Below are 21,442 nucleotides of genomic sequence, written 5' to 3'. Positions count from 1 at the left end.
GAATATCATCGCGTCTCCCCATCAAAAACTTGACGCCGGCACCGCGGTGCTCAGGTCCTCATGGCCGCCGGATACACGTCTGCGGTCTTCACCGGATGGGTACCCGGCGGGCGCCGGGTGCTTAATCGGAAGGTGTCACAAAAAAAGCCCCGTTTCCGGGGCTTTTTTTGACTTGCGGATTCGTCAGTTCTTACGCGGCAGTTGCGGCACAAGGCTGCGCTTGCCACCATCCTTGCCTTTCGGCTCCGGCTTCTGCGCCACCGCCTTTTTCGCGGCGGGCTTTTTCGCCACCGCCTTCTTGGCCTTCGGCGCGTCGTCCGGCTCTTCCTTCTTCGGCTTCACCGGCGCCTCGTCGGCGAGCGATTCGAGCTTCAGGCCGGTCTCGCCGGTTTCCTTCTTCTCGACAGTGACACGTACTGTGCCGCCCTTCTTGAGCTTGCCGAACAGCACCTCGTCGGCCAGCGGCTTCTTGATGTGCTCCTGGATGACACGGCCAAGCGGCCGGGCGCCCATGCGCTCGTCATAGCCCTTGTCGGCCAGCCATGCGATCGCCTCCTGCGACAGGTCGAATGTCACGCCGCGCTCGGAAAGCTGTGCTTCCAGCTGCATGACGAACTTCTGCACCACCTGATGGATGACCGGCACCGGCAGCGAGCCGAACGGAATGATCGCATCGAGACGGTTGCGGAACTCCGGCGTGAACAGCCGGTTGATCGCCTCGACATCGTCGCCTTCGCGCTTGGTCGAACCGAAACCGATGGCCGCGCGCTGCGCGTCGGACGCGCCCGCATTGGTGGTCATGATCAGGATGACATTGCGGAAGTCGATCTGCTTGCCGTTGTGGTCGGTCAGCTTGCCGTGATCCATGACCTGCAACAGGATGTTGAACAGATCCGGATGCGCCTTCTCCACTTCGTCCAGCAACAGCACGCAATGCGGATGCTGGTCGACGCCGTCGGTCAGAAGGCCGCCCTGGTCGAAGCCGACATAGCCGGGAGGCGCGCCGATCAGCCGTGAAACGGTGTGGCGTTCCATATATTCCGACATGTCGAAGCGGATCAGCTCCACGCCGAGCGAGGCGGCGAGCTGCTTGGCCACTTCCGTCTTGCCGACACCGGTCGGACCCGAGAACAGGTACGAGCCGATCGGCTTTTCCGGTTCCCGCAGGCCGGCCCGCGCCAGCTTGATGGCCGAAGTCAGCGCGGTGATCGCGGTGTCCTGGCCGTAGACGACGCGCTTCAACTCGATGTCGAGACCTTGCAGCACCTTCTCGTCGTCGGCGGAAACCGTCTTCGGCGGGATACGCGCCATCGTGGCGATCGTCGCTTCGATCTCCTTGATGCCGATGGTCTTCTTGCGCTTGGCTTCCGGCACCAGCATCTGCGAGGCGCCGGTCTCGTCGATCACGTCGATCGCCTTGTCCGGCAGCTTGCGGTCGTTGATGTAACGCGCCGAGAGCTCGACCGAAGCCTTGATCGCCTCGCTCGTGTAGCGAACCTTGTGGAACTCCTCGAAATAGGGCTTGAGGCCCTTCATGATCTCGATGGCGTCCTCGACGGTCGGCTCGTTGACGTCGATCTTCTGGAAGCGCCGCACCAGCGCGCGGTCCTTCTCGAAGAACTGACGGAACTCCTTGTAGGTGGTCGAGCCGATGCAGCGGATCGCGCCGGACGACAGCGCCGGCTTCAACAGGTTCGACGCATCCATGGCGCCGCCAGAGGTGGCCCCTGCCCCGATCACGGTGTGGATCTCATCAATGAACAGCACGGCGCCGGGATAATCCTCGAGCTCCTTGACGACCTGCTTCAGCCGCTCCTCGAAATCGCCGCGATAGCGGGTGCCGGCCAGTAGCGTGCCCATGTCGAGCGCGAAGATGGTGGCATTGTGCAGCACTTCGGGAACGTCGCCCTCGACGATACGCTTGGCGAGGCCTTCGGCGATTGCCGTCTTGCCGACGCCGGGATCACCGACATAGAGCGGGTTGTTCTTGGAGCGGCGGCACAGCACCTGGATGGTCCGGTTGATCTCGCTCTCGCGACCGATCAATGGATCGATCTTGCCGGCCTTGGCCTTGTTGTTCAGGTTGACGCAATAGGCAGTCAGCGCGTCCTGCTGCTGCTTCTTCTTGCCGCCTTCCTCTTGCGGCTCGGCCCCGCTCTGGCCGCCTTGCTCGTCGTCGGCGCCGCGCGGCGTCCGCGTCTCGGAAGCGCCGGGGCGCTTGGCGATGCCATGCGAGATATAGTTGACCGCGTCGTAGCGGGTCATCTGCTGTTCCTGCAGGAAGTAAGCGGCGTGGCTCTCGCGCTCAGCGAAGATGGCGACGAGCACGTTGGCGCCGGACACCTCCTCGCGACCTGACGACTGCACATGGATCACCGCGCGCTGGATGACGCGCTGGAAACCGGCAGTCGGCTTGGAATCTTCATCGTAGCCGGTGACGAGGTTGTCGAGCTCGGTGTCGATATAGGTGAGGACCGTATGCTTCAACTCGTCGAGATCGACGTTGCAGGCACGCATGACGGCCGCCGCCTCGGTGTCGTCGATCAGGGCGAGCAGCAAATGTTCAAGGGTTGCATATTCATGGTGCCGCTCATTGGCGAGCGTCAGCGCTTGGTGAAGCGCCTTTTCCAGGCCTTGGGAGAAAGCCGGCATGTTACCTCACTTCTTCTCCATCACGCATTGCAGCGGATGCTGATTCTGTCGGGCGAAATCCATGACCTGAGCCACTTTGGTCTCGGCCACCTCGAATGTATAGACCCCGCACTCGCCCACCCCATGATTGTGAACATGAAGCATTATGCGTGTGGCGGCTTCGCGGTCCTTCTGGAAAAAGCGCTCCAGCACGTGGACCACGAATTCCATGGGTGTGTAGTCGTCGTTAAGAATGAGGACCCGATACAGACTGGGCTTCTTGGTCTTGGTTTTTGTGCGCGTGATGACGGCCGTGCCGCGACCGGCCTCATTGCCGTTGCTGCCGTTCTGCATTCGCACCACGTAGCTCGTGGCAGTCAAACCTGTAGTCACGTAGTCCTGCCTCTTTCGAATCCTCATGCATGCTCGACATGTAGGTGTTCGATGGACGATTTTAAGCCCTTCTGTTTAGCTGACAATATGGCTAGGTGGCCAAACTTGACCGATTTTTCAAATCGTGAAGACCGCAGGCCCCCGATTTCGAGCTGGCATGAAAAAACCCGGCCGCGCGTTCGCGACCGGGTCTGTCTTTGCAAGCCCAGGGGCCGGCTCGGAATGTTCGTCGAATTTACTTCGCCTTGGCGACGATCGATTCGAACGGCTTGTAGGCTTCCTTGGCGAGTTCGGCATAGAGATCGCCAAGCTTGGTGGCTTCGGTGACGAAGCTCTCATAGGACTGCTTGGCATAGTCGGACTGGATATCGATCGCCTTGTCCAGCGACTTGGCGGAAAAGAGCTTCTCAACAGCGGCGCTGCCGGCTTCGAAGCTTTTCTTGGTGTACTCGCCCGCCTCGGCGGCGATAGCCTGCGCACCCTTGGACAGCGAGGCGAAGCTCTTCAATCCGGTGTCCGCAAATTCCTTGCCGTATTTGCTGAAATCTTCATAGGTCTGGGTCATTTCACGCATTCCCTTGAACGGTTGCCTTGGACGATAGACGCGGCTTGTCCGGGCCGCGTTGTGCAATGCGTGTAAATATATTGTGCAGTGCACAAAAGTCAAGATTCCCGCGGCAATGCGGATCGTGAGCTGCCGGCAATCGCTAAGATTCGAATAAAGAGAAGCTCAATCCCACAGAAAATGGTGAACGCGGCGGTTACCATAAACGGATTGGTAACGCTGCCCGCGTTAGCGTGGCCGGAGGTGAGGCAGGACTTTTTGCCGCCTCCAAGGCAACGGAAATTCAAAGGAACTATCAGTGCGTAAGGCGTTGTCGGGCTTCGTTTCCAAATCCGCGTCCCCCCTCAAAACGATCATGATCCTCGCCATGGCGATGAGCTTCGTCGTCGCGGACGCGGCCTCATCCATGGCGGCCAAGTCGGCGGCCATCGTCATCGATGCCAAGACCGGCAAGGTGCTTTATTCGTCGGACGCCGATGGCCGGCGCTATCCGGCGTCGCTTACCAAGATGATGACGCTCTATCTGACGTTCGAGGCGTTGGCGAAGGGCAGGATCAGCAAGAATTCCCCGGTCGTGTTCTCGGCCAATGCCGCTGCCGAACCGCCGACGAAGCTCGGCGTCAAGCGGGGCGGCTCGGTCACGGTCGAGACCGCGATCCTGTCGATGGTGACCAAATCGGCAAACGATTCCGCAACAGCGCTTGGCGAGATGCTCGGCGGCAACGAAGCCAATTTCGCCCGCATGATGACCGCCAAGGCGCGGGCGCTGGGCATGAGGGGAACCGTTTTCCGCAACGCCAACGGCTTGCCTGATCCCGGCCAGTTCACGACCGCGCGCGACATGGCGATGCTCGGCATCGCCCTGAGAGAGCATTTCCCGCAATATTACGGCTATTTCTCGCAGCGCTCCTTTCTTTACGGGCGGCAGCGCATCAACGGCCACAATCGTCTGCTCGGACGCATCAAGGGCGTCGACGGCATCAAGACCGGTTACACCCGCGCCTCCGGTTACAATCTGGTCTCCTCGGTCTCGGATGGCGATCGGCGCATCGTAGCGGTGGTCATGGGCGGCAGGTCCGGCGGCAGCCGCGACAGCCAGATGGCCGGGTTGATCAATGCCTACATGCCGCAGGCGTCGTCGCGCGGCGGCGGCGTGCTGGTTGCCAAGGCCGGCGGCAATCCGATTTCAGCCTTGGCCAAGGTGCTTCTACCGAAGCATGACGCGCCGACACCGGACAGTAAGCCGGACGACGATGCCGTTGCCTCTCTTGTCGAGGAAAATGCGCCCGTCGTTGAAGAGACCGCTCCGGTCGTTCAGGCCAAGAGGGTCAAGACGACGGCTGTGTCGACGGTGGACGACGTGGCGACAGCCCGGGTCGCCGCAGCCTATGCCGAACCGGCGGCAGAGGTCGATCCGGTCAGCACGGCGTCGGTGCCATCCGGCTGGGCAATACAGGTCGCCTCTTCGCCAAAACAGGCCGAAGCGAAGGCTTTCCTCGACAAGGCGACGAAGCAGGCGCCCTCCGTTCTGACCGATGCCTCCGGTTTCACCGTCGCCTTCGACAAGGACGGTGTCACCTACTACCGCGCCCGGTTCGGTGGTTTCGGTTCGAAGACGGCTGCCTGGAAAGCCTGCAACGCTTTGAAAAAGAAGAAGATCGAGTGCTACGCCGTCCAGCAGTAAGCGGCGCGCGAAACGATATCTTTCCCGAAGTTCTGCGTCGAAGGAGACTAGTTGTGATTGGAGAGCAAGACGTCCTTGGCTTCATTGATCCGCGCCGCCAGGAAAGACGTGCCACCGATATCGGGGTGCAGGCGCTGCATCAGGCGGCGGTGCGCCTTGCGGACATCCGCCGCGGCAGCCCCCGCTTCAAGACCAAGGATCTTGTAGGCCTCCTCCTTAGTCATGGCGCCAGAACCTGGCGCAACACCCAGCCCTTCGCCACCATTCGCATCAGCGTCTTTGCGCCAGATGGGAAATCTGCCGTCAAGATACGTCTCTAGCAATTGGCGGCTCTCCGGATCGCCGGAGAGTTCGCGATAGAGTTGCTGCAATTCGGCAAGCCCCATCGAGCCAAGCATCTTGCCTTCATGGCGCCCAGCCAGCACAAGGCCTTCGAGGCCGCCGGTATCGTGATCGAGTTCCATCTCAAGCGCCGCCGTACGAACTGTGGAACGCTTGCCTGGTGCCAGTTTTGCCGCCGGCCGATTCATGCGCATGGAGCCGTACCAGGCGAGCGCAGCCGACAGGATCAAGCCGCCGATGCCCTCGCGCCCGACCAGCAGCACGGCGACGCCGACCAGCCCGAGCAGCACAGGTCCAAGCGTCCTCATGCCGCCTGCAAGCTTCGCCGGATCGGCGCGCAGGAAGACAGTGACCGTGCCGAGAAACACCAGAAGCAATGCTACGAAAGCGATAATCGCGCCCATCAGTTTCCGCCGCCCCGCATATGCTCGATCATCAGCCGATCCTCCGGCCTGCCCCGGGCCTCCAGTGCTTTCAGCCCGCCGGTCGCAAACACGGCGACAGACGAAAGCAGGCCGGCCAACGTCGCGGCAGCCCGCCGATCGAACCGGAACCAGGCCCCTTTCGACAGCCGCGCAATTTCCTTGAACGCCTTTTCCGCAGCGGCATCATGGCCCTCCTGAAAGACGAAGACAGGAACGCCGTGCAGACCGAGGCTGCCGGCCTTTTCGGCCAGATCATCTATGTTTTCTTCCATCGCGTCGCCGATATAGACCAGCGCGTTGACCTTGGCCGCCGCCGTCTGTTTCAGCGCATGGGCGAGCACCTTGCCGATCTGGGTATGGCCGCTGCGGCAGTCGATGCGCGTCATCAGCTGTTTCAGAGCTTCGGTATCGGTGACGAATGCGGACGAGCGGCACTCGCCAAGGCCGCGAAAATAGACAAGTTGAACCTTGAGCGCCCCGGCCTTGCCGACGGCGTCGAACATCTCGGCCTGCAGCGCACAGGCGAGATCCCAGGTCGGCTGGCGGCTCATCGTCGCGTCGAGGGACAGGATCAGCCTACCTGAACCGGTGGCGGATGCAGCGAGCGTCCTTGCCTGACGGAGAAACGCGTCGATCTCGCCGGTGCTCGATTGAGACTCGACCGGCGCAGGATTGGCCTTTGCAGACACGGGCTGCTTCTTGTCGCTCATGACATTCAAGATGTGGCGTTGTTCCCCGGCTTGCAAGCCCAGATGAGGCGACCTGGAGGACCGGTGATGATGGCACCTGCGGACAACGCTTCGGCTGGTGGTCTTGGCGTTGCGTTTCTTGGCGTCAGAGCAGGCCGAGATCGGCAAGCTCACGCCTGAGCTTCGGCGGCATCTCGATCAGCCCGGCTTTGCCCTTGCCGAGATCGGCCGGCGCGTCCGCCGGCTTCAGGTAGCGCCACCCCTGGAATGCACGGCGCGGTTGCCAGTCAGTGCGCGCGACCTCGGGATCGAGGATCAGATGGCAACGGCCGATGCCCTCGTCATCGGTGAAGGGCCGGATTTCGGTGATCAGCTGGCGGCATTGGACATTGCCCTTGATCACCCAGTAGAGCGAGCCGCCGCCGGTAATCTCGGCGCCACGCGTCGGCACCATGCGGGTGGTGTGGTAGTGCTCGGCCGGTTCGCCGGCGCGGCGCCGCTCGTCGAGACGGAAGGCAATCCACTCTTCCAGATCCTCGACGCTGTCACAGCCGACGCAAAGCTTTATGAGATTGAGAGACATCGTTTAAGGTTTAGTCCAGCACGCGAACGCGTCAACGGCCTGATCGACTTCTCCACAGTGGTGGTCCATGCCGCCAGATTGGCGCTCAACACTCCACGACATTGACGGCCAATCCGCCAAGGCTGGTTTCCTTGTACTTTTCGTTCATGTCGAGACCGGTCTGGCGCATCGTCTCGATCGCGGCATCGAGCGGCACGAAATGAACGCCGTCGCCCTTGATGGCCAGCGAAGCGGCGGTCACCGCCTTGACGGCACCAAGCGCGTTGCGCTCGATACACGGCACCTGCACCAGGCCGCCGACCGGATCGCAGGTCATGCCGAGATGATGTTCCAGCGCGATCTCGGCAGCATTCTCGACCTGCTCGGGCGTGCCGCCCATGACGGCGCACAATCCCGCCGCAGCCATTGCCGAAGCCGAACCGACCTCGCCTTGGCAGCCGACTTCCGCCCCCGAGATCGAAGCATTGGTTTTGATGATGCCGCCGACGGCCGCCGCCGTCAGCAGGAAATCGCGGATGCTGGGCTGGTCGGCTTCGGGATGGAAATGCAACCAGTAGCGCAGCACTGCGGGCAGAGTGCCGGCCGCCCCATTGGTTGGCGCGGTGACGACACGGCCGCCGGCAGCGTTCTCCTCATTGACCGCCATCGCATAGATCGACAGCCAGTCGTTGGCGAGCAGCGGGTTGGGCCGGTTCTGCTGCCATTGCTCCTGCAGCTTGTCGTGCAGCATCCGGGCACGGCGGCGCACCTTGAGTCCGCCCGGCATGATGCCGTCTTGCGACAGGCCGCGCTCGATGCACCCCTTCATGGCGCTCCAGATGCCGTCGAGGCCGGCGTCGAGCTCCCCGCGCGACATCTGCGTCTCCTCGTTGACGCGCTTCATCTCGGCAATGGAAAGCCCGCTTTTCGCTGCCATGGACAGCATTTCGACGGCGTTCTTGAACGGATACGGAACCTTCTTGCCTTCGGTTGTCGCCGAGCCCCTTGCTTTCATCCGCTGCAGTTCTTCCTCGGACACTACGAAGCCGCCGCCGATCGAATAATAGACGCGCCTCAGCAGCAACCGGTCGCCGGCATCATGGGCAGAGAAGGCCATGCCGTTGGCGTGACCCGGCAGCGGCGTCTTGCGATCCAGCACAAGATCCGTTGCCGGGTCGAAACGGTAGGACGGATGGCCGGGCGGCGAAATCCGCTTCTCGGCGGCGATGCGAGCGACGATGCCGTCTGCTAGGTCGGGATCCACCGTCTGCGGCGTCTGGCCGGCGAGGCCGAGCACCACGGCACGATCGGAGCCATGGCCGATGCCGGTATAGGCGAGCGAGCCATGCAGGCTGGCCGCGATCCGGTCGACCTTGGCGCCGGCCGGGCGCGGCCAGTCGTCTCCCGCAATCTCGTCGAGAAACCGCCGCGCGGCCGTCATCGGCCCCATCGTGTGCGAACTCGATGGGCCGATGCCGATCTTGAACAAGTCGAAAACCGAAAGGAACACGTGGGCGTTTTCTCCTGGGACCCTGTTGAGATCTACATATAGGAATTCCCATGATGTTTTCCGCTGTTTTAAGGACCGCCGCGCTGCGCCTGCCGACCTCGTTTGCTCCGGCAGCGACATTCCAGCTTCGGCCATCGAAGCGTCCCCTCCGCCTGTGGTAAAAGCAACGCATGAGCGATTCCTTTCATCTATCGATGGCCGACCTTGCGGCGCTGGGGTTCTTCCTTGCCGCGTGGGTGCTGCATACGCTCGCCGCCGACGGAATGCTGGTCAGCCGCATGTCGCTGACGAGGGCTATGAACGCGCAGCGCGAGGCCTGGATGCGGACCATGGCCGAACGCGAGATCCGCATCGTCGACACCGCTATCATGAGCGGGCTGCAACAGGGGACCGCCTTCTTTGCCTCCAGTTCGCTGATTGCGATCGGCGGCTGTTTTGCCCTGCTCGGCGCCTCCGATCAGGTTCTGACCGTGCTCAGCGACCTGCCGTTTGGCGCCACGTCCTCACGCGCGGCCTTCCAGACAAAAGTGTTCGGGCTGGTGCTGATCCTGGCCTTTTCCTTCTTCAAGTTCGGCTGGGCTTACCGGCTGTTCAACTATTGCTCGATCCTGATCGGCGCCGTGCCGATTCCACATGGCGAGGCGTCGCGCAATCCGGTCACCGAAACGGCGGTGTGGCGTGCCGCGCGCATGAACATGCTGGCCGGAAAGCATTTCAATTCGGGCCTGCGCGGCGTGTTCTTCTCGATCGGCTATCTCGGTTGGTTCGTCGATCCCACCGTCTTCGTGCTATCGACGCTGCTGCTTCTGGCGGTACTGGTGCGCCGCCAGTTTTTCTCGGCGGCGCGGCAGGTGGTGCTCGGTCAGCCGCCCGGTCCGGGGAAAGGCCGATCGATGCGGCCCGACAGCCAATAGGCGGTGAGCCCTATCCATTCGCGGATCGCAACAGTGGTGACCTCCAGCCGGTCGCCGGGATAAGGCAAGGTGCCGATGCTTTCCTTGCCGGAAGTGCGATAGTCGACCGGCCACGGAACGGTCGAAAAGCCGGCTTTGTCGAACAGCGCCTTGGCGCGTGGCATATGGAAGGCCGAGGTCACCAGCAACCAGGTTTCGCCCGATTTCGGCGTCACCAGTTCCCTGGTAAAGACAGCGTTCTCGTAGGTGCTGCGGGATTTGTTCTCGAGGATCAGCCGATCGGCCGCCACGCCGAAAGCGGCAAAAAGACGCGGCGCGGTATCTGCATCGCCTTCGCCGCCGCGGAACGTTTCGATGCTGCCACCGGAGATAACGACTTTCGCTGTCGGAAAGCGCCGCGCCAGCACGACCGCCTCGACCATCCGGTCGCCGCTGGAGTTCATTTCATAGCCGCCACGCACCAGATTGACAGCGCCATCCAGACTGCCGCCAAGCACTATGATACCGTCAACCTTTTCCGGCAGCGGCGGCCTGGGGAAGCGTTCCTCCAGCCGATTGAGCATCATGGGGCCGAGCGGGCTCCATGTCGAAACCGCCAGAATGAGGAAGGCAAGAGCGCTGCCGGCGGTCGCCAACCGTCGCCGCCCGAACATCGCCGCGACCAGCCCCGCCAGCAGCAGGAAGATCGCGAGATTCAACGGCTCGACGAAGAACCCGAGAACCTTGGAGACATAGAAGAACATCCCTCACCCCCCTCAGATGAGAAACGATCTTACCACCATTTTTCCGGCTGAAATGTGCCGGCCGCCTTTTCGATGACATGGGCAGTCTGGAACAGCGTTTCCTCGTCGAAGGGCCGGCCGATCAGCTGCAGGCCGAGCGGCAGCCCCTTGGCGTCGAGCCCAGCCGGAACCGCTATGCCGGGCAGGCCGGCCATGTTCACCGTCACCGTAAAAATGTCGTTGAGATACATCTTGACCGGGTCGGCGGCCATGTCCTCGTCGGCGATGCCGAAGGCGGCGGAAGGCGTTGCCGGCGTCAGGATGACGTCGACGCCTGCTGCAAACACATTTTCGAAGTCACGCTTGATCAGGGTTCGAACCTTCTGCGCCTGTAGATAGTAGGCATCGTAGTAGCCGGCGGAAAGCACATAGGTGCCGATCATGATGCGGCGCTTGACCTCCCGCCCGAAGCCGGCGGCGCGGGTCTTTTCATACATATCGACAATGTCCTTGCCGGGCACGCGCAAGCCATAGCGGACGCCGTCGTAACGGGCGAGGTTGGACGAGGCTTCGGCCGGCGCCACGATGTAATAGGCCGGCAGCGCGTATTTGGTATGCGGCAGCGAGATATCGACGATCTCGGCACCAGCATCCCGCAGCCAGGCAATGCCTTTCTGCCACAGCGCCTCAATCTCCGCGGGCATGTCGTCGACACGATATTCCTTGGGAATGCCGACCTTCATGCCCCTGATCGGGCGGCCGATCGCCGCCTCGTAGTCCGGCACCGGCAGGTCGACGGACGTCGTGTCCTTCGGGTCGACCGAAGCCATCGACTTCAACAGGATCGCGGCATCGCGCACGTCGCGCGCGATCGGCCCGGCCTGGTCGAGCGACGAGGCGAAGGCTACGATCCCCCAGCGCGAGCAGCGGCCATAGGTCGGCTTGATGCCGACTGTGCCAGTGAAGGCGGCGGGCTGGCGGATCGAGCCGCCGGTATCGGTGGCGGTGGCGCCGGCGCAGAGGAAGGCCGAGACCGCTGATGCGGAGCCACCGGACGAACCGCCCGGCACCAGTTGGGCATTGTCCAACGTGCGCGCGGTCCTGGTGCCGCCCGCCGAAACGAAGCCGCCCTCGCCCTGATGTGTCGTCGGCATCACCACCGTGTCGAGGCGCGAACGCCGCCACGGGTTGATGACCGGCCCGTAATACGAGGTCTCGTTGGACGAGCCCATGGCGAACTCGTCCATGTTGAGCTTGCCGAGCATGACGGCGCCATCCGCCCACAGATTGGCGGTGACCGTCGATTCGTAGCGCGGCTTGAAGCCGTCCAGCACATGGCTGCAGGCCTGGGTGTGGACGCCTTCGGTGCCGAACAAATCCTTGATGCCGAGCGGGATACCCTCGAGCGACCCGCCCTCGCCCTTGGCCAGTTTCGCGTCGGAGGCCTTGGCCATGTCGCGCGCCTTGTCGTCGGTGACCACGACGTAGGCATTGAGCGCCGGATTGGCTCGCTCGACCGCCGATAGATAAGCCTCGGTGATTTCGGTGGCGGTGATCTCCCTGGAGCGCAATTTGGCGCGGGCCTGCGAAATCGTCAGCTGGGTCAGGTCGCTCATCAGGCAAGGCTCTTTTCGTAAAACACCGACCACTCGGAATCGGGATAATTCAGCACCGGCCCGCAACGCGAAAAACCGGCGCGTTCGTAGACGGTCCAGGCGGCGGGATGACGGTCGCCCGTCTCCAGCACCAGACGCTTAAGCCCTTCTTGGCGCGCCAGCGCCTCGATACGCTCGACAATCTTCGCGCCGATCTTGTGGCCGCGATGCGAAGGTCGCGTATACATGCGCTTGACCTCGCCTACGACAGCATCGTGGCGCTTCAGTGCGCCGCAACCGATGGCAAGGCCGTTGTCCCGGGCGATGAAGACGGTCGTGTCGCGGTCCGCCATCTGCTCGACCGTCAAATGGTAGCAATGCTCCGGCGGCGTCAGCTCCAGCAATGTGGCGTTGAGCTCCTCGACCAGCCCACGCACATCGTCCTGCAGCGGCGTCTCAGCCGCGATGTCGATTGCCATCAGCCTGCTACTCCACGACCTTCGGCACAAGGAAGAAATTCTCTTCGGTCGCCGGTGCATTGGCGACGATGTCGGCTGCCTTGCCGCCGTCGGTGACGACGTCCTGGCGCTTTTTCATTGCCATCGGCGTGACTGAGGTCATCGGCTCGACGCCGGAAACATCGACCTCGTTCAACTGCTCGACAAAGCCCAAAATGGCGTTCAATTCGCCGGTCATGCGCTCTGCATCCTCCTCGCTCACCGCAATACGGGCAAGATGCGCGACGCGCTTCACGGTTTTTATATCAACGGACATGTTTGTGCCTCGGGGAAAACCAGCGCTATAGCGGCGCGGCGCGTGCCGCGCAACATGCATCGTGCCATCAACTGCCCTATGGCATCGCCACGCCGTCGCAGAGGAAATAACTGCCGCCGTTGCCGCTCTGCTCGCCTTCGTCGGCGGCAGGCCGAACCGATACCAGGTCGATCTGCTTCGGGCTCATCTGTGTCAGTGAGAGAACATCGGGAAAGACGTAGCCCGGCTCCTGGCATATAGCGATCACCGCCCAGCTTGGTGAGCGTGTCGCTTTGGTGATCTGCAGGAATTCACAATTATATTCGATGCTTTCCAGGCCATTTGCCGACAGCACGATATTGCCACCCTCGATCACCGTCTGCAGCGTATCCTTTTTGGCCTGCGCGCAGAGGTCCTCCGATTGCAGATAGACGCCCTCGATGAAATTTTCTGCGGCCAGCGTCGGCGACGCGGCAACCAGCATGGAAAGGCAAAGAGAATTTCTCAAGCGCATCGTATTGTTCCGGACCGGCTTTCTTTACAGCGTAATCGTCTCGCCGATCTTCGGCAACGCAACTTTCACACCCGATCCATCCAGCCCGGCCACGAATTTGTCGGCGGTCTGATCGATCATCGGAAATGTGCCGAAGTGAGCGGGAACGACCGTCTCGAACTTGAAGAAACGCTGGCAGGCAAGGGCTGCTACCGCGCCACCCATGGTGAAGCGGTCGCCGATCGGCACGATGCCGATCTTCGGTTCGTGCAACTCGTTGATCAGCGCCATGTCGGAAAAAATGTCGGTGTCGCCCATATGATAAAGCGTCTTGTCCTCGGGAAAGTGCAGAACGAGCCCACCCGGATTGCCGAGATAGGTATTCTGGCCACCCTCGCCCGGAAAGGACGATGAATGCAGAGCCTGAACGAAGGTGGTGGTGAAGCCGCCGCAATCGACAGTGCCGCCGATATTGCCGGGATTGATCTGCTTGTCACCGACGCCCTTGCCGACCAGGTACATGCAAATCTCGAAATTGGCGACCAGCATCGCGCTGCTCTTCTTGAGCACTTCGATGGCGCCGCTGATGTGGTCGCTGTGGCCATGGGTGAGCAACACGTGCGTGATCCCTTCGGCCGGCCCTTCCCAGCCGCCCGTCCATGATGGATTGCCGACCAGATAGGGGTCGATGAGGATTTTCGCGCCTTCGATTTCGATTCGGAATGCCGAATGTCCGTACCAGGTCAGTTTCATCAATGCTTTCCTCGATTTTTGCTTCGGTAGAGGATAGAACGCCGACGGCGAAATTAAAGTGCCGCGCACGCTTTGCGCGTATAGGACGTGCGGCGTCGCGGTCAAAGGAAAAGCCGTTGGGCATCATCACCATCGAGGAGTTGCCGGCCCGGCTCGGCGGCGGCAAGACCCTGGCCGGTCTCGACCTCGGCGACAAGACAATCGGCGTGGCGGTTTCCGACCGCGGCTTGTCGTTCGCCCACCCGCGCCCCGTCATCATGCGCAGGAAATTCTCGCTCGATGCCGCAGTGCTGCTCGCTCTGTTGCAGAAGGAGAATGCCGGGGCCGTGGTGATCGGCCTCCCCATCAACATGGACGGCTCCGAAGGCCCGCGCGCCCAAAAATCCCGCGCTTTCGTCCGCAATATGGCTGGATTGACCGATCTGCCCTTCCTCTTTTGGGACGAACGACTGTCGACGGTGGCGGCCGAGCGGACGCTGATCGAGATGGATTTTTCCCGCAAGAAACGCGCCGGCAAGATCGATTCTGCTGCGGCCGCTTTTATCCTCCAGGGTGTTCTCGACCGGCTTCAGGCGCTCGGCGTCGATGCCTGGTCGAAATAGCGGTTGCGCATCGCCGTGATCCAGCCACCAATCGCCTTGCGGCGGCGAAATGCCCAGAACGCCACCAGCAGCAGCCCATCGAACACGCAAGCTTTCGCCACCATCCCCGGAATAAGCGCCGGATCAACGCCGAGCATCTGTCCATAGAGCTGGAAGACGAGATCGTGTAATTGGCGGCTCAGCACGACATAGCCGAAATTGATGTCGTTGAGCGACAGAAAGAACCAGCCCCAAAACAAGAGGAGCGGAGCCGCCCACAGCGCGAACAAGGTGCGCATCAGCGGTCATCCCTCGAATCCAGCCGGCCGGAAATGCGGGCAAGCGAGGAATTATGCGCCGCTGCCTTGGCCATGACATGCGCGGCCGCTCGGATTTCGCCGGTCCCTGGAGCTGCCGCGGCAACGGTCGACCGCCGCTCCGCGAGCACCGCGACATAGGACGCCAGAAGTGCCGCCAATTGCACCGCGACAATCATGAACAGCCCATTGATGCCTTGCGCGGCGCCGCCGATGACGATCAGCGACAGCACGCCCAAGGCGGAAATGAAGGCGATTCGCATGACGCTATCGGCGGGATCCGGGTTGGTCGTGTCGCTGGTCAGTGCTTCAACAAAGGCCCAGCAGAACAGCACCGCGACGACAAGCAGTGCCACGGCGAGCGGCGCCACGACGACGGCGTTTTCGAGATCGGCAGATCGAGTGTTCTGGACGGGAACGCCCAGTACGCCAAGGGCCGTCGCCACGCCTCGATTCCCGTCGATGCAAATGAACGCCAGCAGGGCGAAAACGGCCGCCCAATGCAATGCCAGAAAAGAGCTCAGAATATGCCGCATGACGCTCCTGCTTCGCAGGGCAAAGCCGCTCAAGCTGAACAATCCTTGCCTTAACCATAACACTGGGCTTTGCCATCGGCCGCCGCAATGGAAACCATTCGTTAAGGTTAACGATCATCCACAGGGTCGCGAGAGCGGCAGCGAATTGGGCGACGGCCCTTAGTTGATCGGCGGGTAGAGCGTATCGATGATCATGCGCGCATCATGGCGGGAATCGATCATGCCATAGGTATTGCGCCACTGGCCGGCGAGGCGCGTTTCGACGAAGGCGTCGGCGATCCGCCCTGCCCCCAGCCTGCGAAGCTCTGCTGCCGCCGCCGACAATGCCAATTGCTCGGTCAAGAGCCGCGCCGAGCCCTCGTCGGTTGCAGCGACCTGCATTGCCGCCTTGAGCACGCCGACGGTGCCGCGTCCGCCGGCGCCGAGATCGCGGTCGATGCCGGCCAGCACGTCATCGAACAGGCCGGGTGCACGCCCCAGCACACGTAGCACATCGAGCGCCATGACGTTGCCGGATCCCTCCCAGATCGCGTTGACCGGAGCTTCGCGATAGTAGCGGGCGAGCGGCCCCTCCTCGACATAGCCATTGCCGCCGAGGCACTCCATCGCTTCATAGAGCAGCGGCGGCGCAATCTTGCAGACCCAGTATTTGACGACCGGCGTCATGGCGCGGGCGAAGGCCGCCTCGCCGCGGTCGCCGGCCGCCTCGTCGAAGGAGCGCGCCAGCCGGAACGACAGCGCGGTAGCGGCGGCAACGTCGAGCGCCATATCGGCCAGCACACGCTGCATCAGCGGCTGCTCGATCAGATTGGTTCCAAACACCTTGCGGTGGCGCGTGTGGTGGACAGCCTCGGCCAGTCCGGCCCGCATGATCGCCGATGAGGCGACGGCACAGTCGAGCCGCGTCAGGGTCACCATGTCCATGATCGTCTTCACGCCCGCGCCGGGCTCACCGACCATCTCGCCGATGGCATTGACGAATTCCACCTCCGACGAGGCATTGGATCGGTTGCCGAGCTTGTCCTTCAGCCGTTGAAAACGGAAACCGTTGCCGGATCCGTCGCCGAGCAGGCGGGGAACGAGAAAGCACGACAGTCCCTCCGGCACCTGTCCGAGCACCAGGAAGGCATCCGACATCGGCGCCGACATGAACCATTTGTGGCCGGTCAGGCGATAAAACCCGCTGCCGGCGCGCTCGGCGCTGGTGACGTTGGCACGGACATCGGTGCCGCCTTGCTTCTCGGTCATGCCCATGCCGAGCGTCAGCCCGGCTTTTTCGACTGGAGGCTTCTGGCTTTGATCGTATTTGCGCGTCGTCACCCGAGGCGCCCATTCGCGAAACAGCTTCGGGCTGGCCATCAGCGCTGCCAGCGAAGCGCTGGTCATGGTGATCGGGCAGAGATGTCCGGTCTCGAGCTCAGCCGTGAGGTAAAAGCGTGCAGCGCGCACCTGGTGGCGGCGGCCGATCTCGGCGTCGCCATTCTCCCAGACCGACGAATGCAGCCCGTTGGCAACAGAGCGGCGCATGAGCGCGTGATAGGCGGGATGGAACTCGACCTGGTCGATGCGCCGGCCCTGGCGGTCATGGGTCCTGAGCTTCGGCATCTCGACATTGGCAAGACGGGCCAGTTCCTGCGCCTCATGGGTCAGAACGAAACGGCCAAGCCCGTCGAGGTCCTTGCGCACCGGATCGGAAAAGCGCTCGGCAAGCTGGATCAGCAACGGATCGCCCCGCCAGGCGTTGCCGCCGGCCAGCGGCGGCGGCTGGTTGGTCACGTCGTCAGTCACGCTTCGTCCTTATCACCTGAAGGCTGCGAATCCAAAGCCAAGGCGGTTTATAGCCTATGGCCAGCGGCGCGCGACGAAAATACCGGGGAGAACCAATCCAATCCCAAGCCGGTGCTTGCAGCCGCGGAGCCTCCCCCCTATAGCAGCGACTTGAGATGACCGACGCATCGTCCCTGCCGCTTTATCCCCACCGCCATCTTCTGGGCATCCGCGATCTTTCCCCTGCCGACATCGAGCTTCTGCTCGACCGGGCGGACAGGGCCGTTGCCATCTCGCGGCAGTCGGACAAGAAGACATCGACGCTGCGCGGCCGCACCCAGATCAATCTCTTCTACGAAGCCTCGACCCGTACGCAATCGTCATTCGAGCTGGCCGGCAAACGGCTCGGCGCCGACGTCATGAACATGTCCGTAGCGAGTTCGTCGGTGAAAAAGGGCGAGACGCTGATCGATACGGCGATGACGCTGAATGCCATGCGTCCCGACATATTGATCATCCGCCATCAATCGGCCGGCGCGGCAGCACTTCTCGCCCAGAAAGTCGGCTGTTCGGTGGTCAATGCCGGCGACGGCGCCCATGAGCACCCTACCCAGGCGCTGCTCGACGCACTGACTATCCGCCGCGTCAAGGGTCCGTTGCCGAAGCTGATCGTGGCGATCTGCGGCGACATCCTGCATTCGCGCGTGGCCCGCTCCAACATCATCCTGCTCAACGCGCTTGGTGCCCAGGTCAGGGTCGTCGCCCCTTCGACGCTTTTGCCCGCCGGCATCGAGAAGATGGGCGTCATCGTCACCCGTTCCATGGCCGAGGGTCTGAAGGACGCCGACGTGGTGATGATGCTGCGCCTGCAGCGCGAACGCATGGAAGGCGCTTTCGTACCGTCGGTGCGCGAATATTTCCGCTATTTCGGCCTCGACGCGGAGAAGCTGAAGGCGGCCAAGGACGGTGCGCTGGTCATGCATCCCGGCCCGATGAACCGCGGCGTCGAGATCGCCTCCGAGATCGCCGACGGCCCGCAAAGCGTTATCCAGGAACAGGTTGAGATGGGCGTCGCCGTGCGCATGGCGGTTATGGAAGCGCTGCTCGACCCCCGTCGAAACCACGAGGGCCGCGCCTGATGAGCATAACGGTCTTCCGCCGGGCCCACATCGTCGACCCGTCGCGCGGCGTCGATGAGGTCGGCACCGTCATCGTCGAAGGCCGCAAAATCGTTGCCGCCGGCAAGGCGGCCTTGAACCAGGGCGCGCCCGACGGCGCCACCATCATCGACTGCGCCGGCAAGACTATCATCCCCGGATTGATCGACGCGCGCGTCTTCATCGGCGAACCCGGCGGTGAACACCGGGAGACCATTGCTTCGGCGAGCATCGCTGCGGCGGCCGGCGGCGTCACCTCAATCGTCATGATGCCCGATACCGACCCGGTGATCGACAATGTCGCACTGGTCGAGTTCGTGCTGCGCACCGCCAAGGACACCGCAATCGTCAACATCTTGCCGGCAGCAGCGATCACCAAGGGGCTGGAAGGCCGCGAGATGACCGAATTCGGCCTGCTGCGCGAGGCCGGCGCGGTCGCCTTCACCGATGGCCGGCATTCTATTGCCAGCGCGCTGGTGATGCGCCGCGCGCTGACCTATGCGCGCGATTTCGGTGGCGTCATCGCGCATGAAACCCAAGACGCCGACCTCGCTTCGGCCGGCGTGATGAACGAAGGCCTTTACGCAAGCTGGCTTGGCCTTGCCGGCATTCCGCGCGAAGCCGAATCGATCCCCCTGGAGCGCGATCTCGCGTTGGCTCGGCTGACCGGCGGCGCCTATCACGCTGCCAAGATTTCGACGGCTATGGCGGCAAGCGCGGTAGCACGCGCGAAAGCCGATGGCGCCAATGTCACATCAGGCGTGTCGATCCACAATCTGTCGCTCAACGAGAATGATGTCGGCGAGTACCGCACCTTCTTCCGGCTGACGCCGCCGCTGCGCGCGGAGGAAGACCGGCTGGCGATGATCGAAGCGATCAAGGACGGCACCATCGATCTCATCGTCTCCTCGCACGACCCGCAGGACGTCGACACCAAGCGCCTTCCCTTTGCCGATGCCGCGGCCGGCGCCATCGGCCTGGAAACGCTGCTAGGCGCAGCGCTGCGGCTCTATCACAATGGCGACGTGACGCTGCTCCGGCTGGTCGAGACACTGTCGACCGCGCCGGCAAGATTGTTCGGCCTGCCCGGCGGCACGCTGAAACCGGGGGCATTGGCCGACCTTTCGCTCGTCGATCTGGACGAGCCATGGGTCGTCAGCGAGAGCGGCATCCGCTCACGCTCGAAAAACACCTGTTTCGAAGGCGCACGACTGCAAGGCAAGGTCTTGCAAACGATGGTGGCGGGCCGCACAGTGTTTTCGGCCTAGGACGAAAACAGGCGTCACGGCTTAAAATCCGCTCAGCCAAGGAAAGTTCGGGGGAACAATGGCTTACAGTCCCGTCTTGGCATTGGTGTTCGGCTATCTTCTCGGCTCGATCCCGTTTGGCCTGCTGATCACCCGTGCCGCCGGCCTCGGCGACGTGCGCAACATCGGCTCCGGCAACATCGGCGCCACCAATGTGCTGCGCACCGGCAACAAGAGCTTGGCCGCGGCCACGCTTCTGCTCGACGCCCTTAAAGGCACCGCGGCGGTGCTGATCGCAGGCCGCTTTGCGCCCGAGCTCGGACTTTGGGCCGGCTTCGGCGCGTTTTTAGGTCATCTCTTTCCGGTCTGGCTCGGCTTCAAGGGGGGCAAGGGTGTCGCCACTTACCTTGGCGTGCTGATCGGCCTTGCCTGGCAGGCGGCGCTGATCTTCGCCGTCGTCTGGCTGGCGGTGGCCTTCCTGTTCCGCTTCTCCTCGCTTGCGGCACTGACGGCAGCAGTCGTGGTGCCCATGGCGCTGTATTTCCTGAGCACGCCGCAGATTGCCGGGCTTTTCGCGGCGATGAGCCTAATCGTCATCGTAAAGCACCGCGCCAACATTGCGCGGCTGCTTGCCGGCACCGAGGGTAAGATCGGGGCCAACGAGTGAGCGAGCCCGACGCCGGGCCGCGCCTCAGCGACCGGCAGCGGCTGAGCTGGCTTCGTCTGATCCGCACGCCGAATGTCGGCCCGGCTTCCTTTCGCGACCTGATCAACCGGTTCGGTTCGGCCGAAGCAGCGCTATCGATGCTGCCCGAGCTGATGATTTCGGGTGGCGCCAAAAAAATCGTCCGCATCCCGTCCATTGCCGAGACCGAGGCGGCGCTGGAGACCGCCCGGCGGGCTGGCGCCCGCTTCGTCGGCATCGGCGAGGCGGATTATCCGCCGCTGATGAAAAGCATGGATCATCCGCCGCCGCTGCTCGCGGTCAGGGGCAATAGCGCGGTGTTCCGCTTGCCAGCGGTCGCCATCGTCGGCGCTCGCAACGCATCGCTGGCCGGCATCAAAATGGCGCGGATGCTGGCGGCGGATCTCGGCCGCGACGGCTATGGCATCGTCTCCGGCCTGGCGCGCGGCATCGATACGGCCGCGCACCATGGCAGCCTTGCGACTGGCACAATCGGCGTGCTCGCCGGCGGCCTCGATTTGCCCTACCCGCCCGAAAATGCCGGCCTGTGCGACGAGATCGCCGAGTGCGGCGGCGCCATCATTTCCGAAATGCCGTTTGGCTGGCAGCCGCGCGCACAGGATTTTCCGCGCCGCAACCGGCTCGTCGCCGGTGCTGCATTGGGATTGGTGGTGGTCGAGGCCGCACAGCGCTCCGGCTCACTGATCAGCGCCCGGCTTGCCGGCGAGATGGGCCGGCTGGTCTTTGCCGTTCCCGGTTCGCCGCTCGATCCGCGCGCTGCCGGCGCCAATGGCCTGCTCAAGGACGGCGCAACCCTTGTCACCGAGGCCGCCGATATCACCAGTGCGATCGCCCCGCTGGTCGGCGCCTGGGCCCCAAGGACATCGCCGCTTGAGGAGCCGACGCGGTCGCGGTCGTCCTCGCGCGGCGGCGGCGTTGCCGAAAAGTCGGGCGGCTCGAGCCGTCCGGCTAGGTCGAGCTCCAGCAGCACCATGAACACTTGGGCGGGATGCAGGCCGGTGTGGCGGATGATCTCGTCTACCGCCACTGGCGTCGGGCCGAGCGCCTCGACGCGCCATGCCGGCGGTAATGTCTCGCTGATTTGACCGAGAGCTTGCGCA

22 protein-coding genes and 1 pseudogene are annotated in these 21,442 nt (G+C 62.9%); 7 read left to right on the top strand and 16 right to left on the bottom strand.

The window, feature by feature from the left end; translation table 11 throughout:
* Nucleotides 1-183 precede the first annotated feature (183 nt).
* The 3 genes from clpA to NKI25_RS21400 all read right to left on the bottom strand — a co-directional run bounded on the left by clpA (nt 184) and on the right by NKI25_RS21400 (nt 3,589).
* A complete protein-coding gene (gene clpA / locus NKI25_RS21410) occupies nt 184-2,652 on the bottom strand; it encodes an ATP-dependent Clp protease ATP-binding subunit ClpA (protein WP_352593445.1) in 2,469 nt (822 codons plus the stop codon).
* Between the two features lie 6 nt (nt 2,653-2,658).
* Nucleotides 2,659-2,985, bottom strand: a complete 327-nt coding sequence (gene clpS, locus NKI25_RS21405) for an ATP-dependent Clp protease adapter ClpS (protein ID WP_023674921.1) — start codon at nt 2,983-2,985, stop codon at nt 2,659-2,661.
* Nucleotides 2,986-3,259: 274 nt separating this feature from the next.
* A complete protein-coding gene (locus tag NKI25_RS21400) occupies nt 3,260-3,589 on the bottom strand; it encodes a phasin family protein (RefSeq protein WP_352471661.1) in 330 nt (109 codons plus the stop codon).
* Nucleotides 3,590-3,887: 298 nt separating this feature from the next.
* On the opposite strand from NKI25_RS21400, the gene NKI25_RS21395 reads away from it, so the two are divergent.
* On the top strand, nt 3,888-5,273 hold the full coding sequence (locus NKI25_RS21395; RefSeq protein ID WP_352593448.1) for a D-alanyl-D-alanine carboxypeptidase: 1,386 nt from the start codon (nt 3,888-3,890) through the stop codon (nt 5,271-5,273).
* 47 nt (nt 5,274-5,320) lie between these two features.
* Here NKI25_RS21395 and NKI25_RS21390 read toward each other — a convergent pair whose 3' ends face one another.
* The 4 genes from NKI25_RS21390 to NKI25_RS21375 form a co-directional block, all read right to left on the bottom strand.
* Nucleotides 5,321-6,019 (bottom strand): DnaJ domain-containing protein, encoded by a 699-nt coding sequence (locus NKI25_RS21390; RefSeq protein WP_352593451.1) that lies wholly within the window; start codon nt 6,017-6,019, stop codon nt 5,321-5,323.
* A complete protein-coding gene (locus NKI25_RS21385) occupies nt 6,019-6,750 on the bottom strand; it encodes a vWA domain-containing protein (RefSeq protein ID WP_352593453.1) in 732 nt (243 codons plus the stop codon). Before NKI25_RS21385 ends, NKI25_RS21390 begins: the two co-directional genes overlap by 1 nt.
* 124 nt (nt 6,751-6,874) lie before the next feature.
* Nucleotides 6,875-7,312 (bottom strand): DUF1489 family protein, encoded by a 438-nt coding sequence (locus NKI25_RS21380; protein WP_352999303.1) that lies wholly within the window; start codon nt 7,310-7,312, stop codon nt 6,875-6,877.
* A gap of 85 nt (nt 7,313-7,397) precedes the next feature.
* Nucleotides 7,398-8,801, bottom strand: a complete 1,404-nt coding sequence (locus NKI25_RS21375) for an L-serine ammonia-lyase (protein WP_352448802.1) — start codon at nt 8,799-8,801, stop codon at nt 7,398-7,400.
* 170 nt (nt 8,802-8,971) lie between these two features.
* On the opposite strand from NKI25_RS21375, the gene NKI25_RS21370 reads away from it, so the two are divergent.
* Nucleotides 8,972-9,715 (top strand): DUF599 domain-containing protein, encoded by a 744-nt coding sequence (locus NKI25_RS21370; protein ID WP_352593457.1) that lies wholly within the window; start codon nt 8,972-8,974, stop codon nt 9,713-9,715.
* Here NKI25_RS21370 and NKI25_RS21365 read toward each other — a convergent pair.
* From NKI25_RS21365 to NKI25_RS21340, 6 genes are all read right to left on the bottom strand, one after another.
* The gene (locus NKI25_RS21365) at nt 9,664-10,458 is read right to left on the bottom strand and encodes a YdcF family protein (RefSeq protein WP_352999301.1); all 795 of its coding nucleotides are present in this window, start codon (nt 10,456-10,458) and stop codon (nt 9,664-9,666) included. The genes NKI25_RS21370 and NKI25_RS21365 overlap by 52 nt on opposite strands.
* A 29-nt stretch (nt 10,459-10,487) precedes the next feature.
* A complete protein-coding gene (locus tag NKI25_RS21360) occupies nt 10,488-12,053 on the bottom strand; it encodes an amidase (protein ID WP_352593462.1) in 1,566 nt (521 codons plus the stop codon).
* Nucleotides 12,053-12,511 carry a GNAT family N-acetyltransferase gene (locus NKI25_RS21355; protein ID WP_023674911.1) on the bottom strand — a complete coding sequence of 153 codons (459 nt, stop codon included), beginning with the start codon at nt 12,509-12,511 and terminating at the stop codon, nt 12,053-12,055. The genes NKI25_RS21360 and NKI25_RS21355 overlap by 1 nt, the downstream gene beginning before the upstream one ends.
* 7 nt (nt 12,512-12,518) lie before the next feature.
* The gene (gatC, locus tag NKI25_RS21350) at nt 12,519-12,806 is read right to left on the bottom strand and encodes an Asp-tRNA(Asn)/Glu-tRNA(Gln) amidotransferase subunit GatC (protein WP_023674910.1); all 288 of its coding nucleotides are present in this window, start codon (nt 12,804-12,806) and stop codon (nt 12,519-12,521) included.
* A gap of 76 nt (nt 12,807-12,882) precedes the next feature.
* Nucleotides 12,883-13,299: a hypothetical protein gene (locus NKI25_RS21345; RefSeq protein ID WP_352593464.1), complete on the bottom strand. Its 417-nt coding sequence runs from the start codon at nt 13,297-13,299 to the stop codon at nt 12,883-12,885.
* A gap of 24 nt (nt 13,300-13,323) precedes the next feature.
* Nucleotides 13,324-14,031, bottom strand: a complete 708-nt coding sequence (locus NKI25_RS21340; RefSeq protein WP_023674908.1) for a metal-dependent hydrolase — start codon at nt 14,029-14,031, stop codon at nt 13,324-13,326.
* A gap of 116 nt (nt 14,032-14,147) precedes the next feature.
* Here NKI25_RS21340 and ruvX point away from each other — a divergent pair, with 116 nt between their 5' ends.
* Nucleotides 14,148-14,633, top strand: coding sequence for a Holliday junction resolvase RuvX (gene ruvX / locus NKI25_RS21335; protein WP_023674907.1), 486 nt, complete (start codon nt 14,148-14,150; stop codon nt 14,631-14,633).
* Here ruvX and NKI25_RS21330 read toward each other — a convergent pair.
* The 3 genes from NKI25_RS21330 to NKI25_RS21320 all read right to left on the bottom strand — a co-directional run bounded on the left by NKI25_RS21330 (nt 14,600) and on the right by NKI25_RS21320 (nt 17,253).
* The gene (locus NKI25_RS21330; RefSeq protein ID WP_023674906.1) at nt 14,600-14,911 is read right to left on the bottom strand and encodes a DUF6105 family protein; all 312 of its coding nucleotides are present in this window, start codon (nt 14,909-14,911) and stop codon (nt 14,600-14,602) included. The genes ruvX and NKI25_RS21330 overlap by 34 nt on opposite strands.
* Nucleotides 14,911-15,465 (bottom strand): hypothetical protein, encoded by a 555-nt coding sequence (locus NKI25_RS21325; RefSeq protein ID WP_023674905.1) that lies wholly within the window; start codon nt 15,463-15,465, stop codon nt 14,911-14,913. Before NKI25_RS21325 ends, NKI25_RS21330 begins: the two co-directional genes overlap by 1 nt.
* Nucleotides 15,466-15,624: 159 nt before the next feature.
* Nucleotides 15,625-17,253 carry a DNA alkylation response protein gene (locus tag NKI25_RS21320; protein WP_023674904.1) on the bottom strand — a complete coding sequence of 543 codons (1,629 nt, stop codon included), beginning with the start codon at nt 17,251-17,253 and terminating at the stop codon, nt 15,625-15,627.
* Nucleotides 17,254-17,408: 155 nt separating this feature from the next.
* On the opposite strand from NKI25_RS21320, the gene NKI25_RS21315 reads away from it, so the two are divergent.
* From NKI25_RS21315 to dprA, 4 genes and pseudogenes are all read left to right on the top strand, one after another.
* A complete protein-coding gene (locus NKI25_RS21315) occupies nt 17,409-18,371 on the top strand; it encodes an aspartate carbamoyltransferase catalytic subunit (protein WP_023674903.1) in 963 nt (320 codons plus the stop codon).
* Complete coding sequence (locus NKI25_RS21310) at nt 18,371-19,657, top strand: dihydroorotase (protein WP_023674902.1); 1,287 nt, start codon at nt 18,371-18,373, stop codon at nt 19,655-19,657. The genes NKI25_RS21315 and NKI25_RS21310 overlap by 1 nt, the downstream gene beginning before the upstream one ends.
* Before the next feature lie 58 nt (nt 19,658-19,715).
* Entirely contained in the window at nt 19,716-20,303 is a 588-nt protein-coding gene (gene plsY / locus NKI25_RS21305) for a glycerol-3-phosphate 1-O-acyltransferase PlsY (protein ID WP_023674901.1), read from the top strand.
* A pseudogene (gene dprA / locus NKI25_RS21300) lies at nt 20,300-21,286 on the top strand (DNA-processing protein DprA); the annotation flags it as partial. The gene plsY and the pseudogene dprA, both read left to right, overlap by 4 nt.
* Between the last annotated feature and the right edge of the window lie 156 nt (nt 21,287-21,442).

It is taken from the genome of Mesorhizobium sp. M0808 (assembly GCF_040320025.1).
In the GTDB taxonomy this organism is placed as follows: domain Bacteria; phylum Pseudomonadota; class Alphaproteobacteria; order Rhizobiales; family Rhizobiaceae; genus Mesorhizobium.
This window is presented reverse-complemented; position numbering and strand designations above follow the sequence as displayed.

Excerpts from the sequence above, each read along its gene's own strand:
- clpA (WP_352593445.1), bottom strand. The coding sequence starts at position 2,652 with ATGCCGGCTTTCTCCCAAGGCCTGGAAAAGGCGCTTCACCAAGCGCTG.
- clpS (WP_023674921.1), bottom strand. The coding sequence starts at position 2,985 with ATGCAGAACGGCAGCAACGGCAATGAGGCCGGTCGCGGCACGGCCGTC.
- NKI25_RS21400 (WP_352471661.1), bottom strand. The coding sequence starts at position 3,589 with ATGACCCAGACCTATGAAGATTTCAGCAAATACGGCAAGGAATTTGCG.
- NKI25_RS21390 (WP_352593451.1), bottom strand. The coding sequence starts at position 6,019 with ATGGGCGCGATTATCGCTTTCGTAGCATTGCTTCTGGTGTTTCTCGGC.
- NKI25_RS21385 (WP_352593453.1), bottom strand. The coding sequence starts at position 6,750 with ATGAGCGACAAGAAGCAGCCCGTGTCTGCAAAGGCCAATCCTGCGCCG.
- NKI25_RS21380 (WP_352999303.1), bottom strand. The coding sequence starts at position 7,312 with ATGTCTCTCAATCTCATAAAGCTTTGCGTCGGCTGTGACAGCGTCGAG.
- NKI25_RS21370 (WP_352593457.1), top strand. The coding sequence starts at position 8,972 with ATGAGCGATTCCTTTCATCTATCGATGGCCGACCTTGCGGCGCTGGGG.
- NKI25_RS21365 (WP_352999301.1), bottom strand. The coding sequence starts at position 10,458 with ATGTTCTTCTATGTCTCCAAGGTTCTCGGGTTCTTCGTCGAGCCGTTG.
- NKI25_RS21360 (WP_352593462.1), bottom strand. The coding sequence starts at position 12,053 with ATGAGCGACCTGACCCAGCTGACGATTTCGCAGGCCCGCGCCAAATTG.
- NKI25_RS21355 (WP_023674911.1), bottom strand. The coding sequence starts at position 12,511 with ATGGCAATCGACATCGCGGCTGAGACGCCGCTGCAGGACGATGTGCGT.
- gatC (WP_023674910.1), bottom strand. The coding sequence starts at position 12,806 with ATGTCCGTTGATATAAAAACCGTGAAGCGCGTCGCGCATCTTGCCCGT.
- NKI25_RS21345 (WP_352593464.1), bottom strand. The coding sequence starts at position 13,299 with ATGCGCTTGAGAAATTCTCTTTGCCTTTCCATGCTGGTTGCCGCGTCG.
- NKI25_RS21340 (WP_023674908.1), bottom strand. The coding sequence starts at position 14,031 with ATGAAACTGACCTGGTACGGACATTCGGCATTCCGAATCGAAATCGAA.
- NKI25_RS21330 (WP_023674906.1), bottom strand. The coding sequence starts at position 14,911 with ATGCGCACCTTGTTCGCGCTGTGGGCGGCTCCGCTCCTCTTGTTTTGG.
- NKI25_RS21325 (WP_023674905.1), bottom strand. The coding sequence starts at position 15,465 with ATGCGGCATATTCTGAGCTCTTTTCTGGCATTGCATTGGGCGGCCGTT.
- NKI25_RS21315 (WP_023674903.1), top strand. The coding sequence starts at position 17,409 with ATGACCGACGCATCGTCCCTGCCGCTTTATCCCCACCGCCATCTTCTG.
- NKI25_RS21310 (WP_023674902.1), top strand. The coding sequence starts at position 18,371 with ATGAGCATAACGGTCTTCCGCCGGGCCCACATCGTCGACCCGTCGCGC.
- plsY (WP_023674901.1), top strand. The coding sequence starts at position 19,716 with ATGGCTTACAGTCCCGTCTTGGCATTGGTGTTCGGCTATCTTCTCGGC.